A 1,438-nucleotide genomic window follows, 5' to 3' on the forward strand; every position below is an offset into this window, starting at 1 on the left:
GCGCCGGTGCCCCCCGCGCAGCCGCGTCGTACGGCATGGGCGGAGGGCGTGGACCGGCTGCGGTCCGCGGCCACCACGGAGCCGGGGCGGCTGCGCATCATCGGGGCCGTGCTCGCCCTGCTCGTCGTCGCGTTCGGGGCGACGACGGCCTGGCAGATGACGGACCGCTCGGCCGCGGCCGACGACGTACTGCACTCCAGCCAGCCGCTCAGCGCGGACGCCGCCGCGATCTACCGCTCGCTCGCCGACGCCAACACCGCGGCCTCCAGCGGATTCCTGGCGGGGGGCCAGGAGACGCCGGCCACGCGTGAGCGGTACGAGAAGAACATCAGGATCGCCGCCGACAAGCTGGTGACCGCCGCGGCCAGTACGGACCCGGGCACCTCGTCGGCGAAGACGATCACCAAGCTGAACACGCTGCTCCCGGAGTACAAGGGCCTCGTCGAGCGCGCCCGCGCCAACAACCGGCAGGGTTTCCCGCTGGGCGGCGCCTATCTGCGGTACGCGAACGAGAAGATGCAGACCGAGATGCTCCCGGCCGCCGAGGATCTCTACACGAACGAGAACGAGCGGCTGCGCGACGACTACGACGCGGCGACGCCCTACCCGTGGATCGCGATCGCGCTCGGCGTGCTCGCCCTGGCCGGCCTCGTCTGGGCCCAGCGCCGCAACTACCGCCGCACGAACCGGGTGTTCAACCACGGCATGCTCGCCGCGACCGCCGCGTCGGTGGTCGTCCTGCTGTGGCTCGTGGTGGGCCACACGGTGGCCCGCAGCGGCCTCAACTCCTCGTACGACACCGGCGTACGGTCGCTGAACGTGCTGCACGACGCGAGCATCGCCTCCCTTAAGGCGCGCGGCAACGAGAACCTGACGCTGGTCAGCCGCGGCGCCGAGACGGTCCTGGTGAAGGGCAAGAGCGAGGACAAGTACAACGTCGACTTCAACAAGCAGATGACCACGCTCGCCACCAAGTTGAAGGCGGCGGGGTCGCTCACCGAGGGCGACGCCGCGGGCCTGGCGCCCGTCACCAAGGCGAACGAGAGCATGCAGGAGTGGAAGGCCCGCCACAAGGTCGCCCGTGAGCAGGACGACGACGGCAACTACCAGGGCGCGCTCGACAAGATCATCGGTTCGAAGCAGGACAAGCCGACGGGCGAGTGCTTCGATCTGGTGGACCAGAGTCTCGACAAGGCACTCGCGCACGAACAGAGGCAGTTCAGCGCCGACGCGACCGGCGGGCGCGACGCGATGACCGGCCTCCCGGTCGGCGCCGCGGTGCTGGCGGTGCTCGCGGCGGCCGGCGCCGTGCTGGGCATCGGCCGCAGGCTTTCGGAGTACCGGTGAGAGGGGGTACGGACATGGGGGTGGCGACGTCCCGATCGCGGGCGGTGGCAGGAGACGGCCGGGAGGACGGGCGGGGTGCGCACAAGGTGAG

The 1,438-nt window shown here is 71.1% G+C and carries 1 protein-coding gene; it reads left to right on the forward strand.

Features of this window, described 5'->3' with window-relative positions:
• Positions 1-6 precede the first annotated feature (6 nt).
• Positions 7-1,347, forward strand: a complete 1,341-nt coding sequence (locus tag G3I40_RS10835; RefSeq protein ID WP_343244889.1) for a hypothetical protein — start codon at positions 7-9, stop codon at positions 1,345-1,347.
• Positions 1,348-1,438: the final 91 nt, after the last annotated feature.

The sequence above is a fragment of the Streptomyces sp. SID14478 genome (assembly GCF_010548525.1).
Classification (GTDB): domain Bacteria; phylum Actinomycetota; class Actinomycetes; order Streptomycetales; family Streptomycetaceae; genus Streptomyces.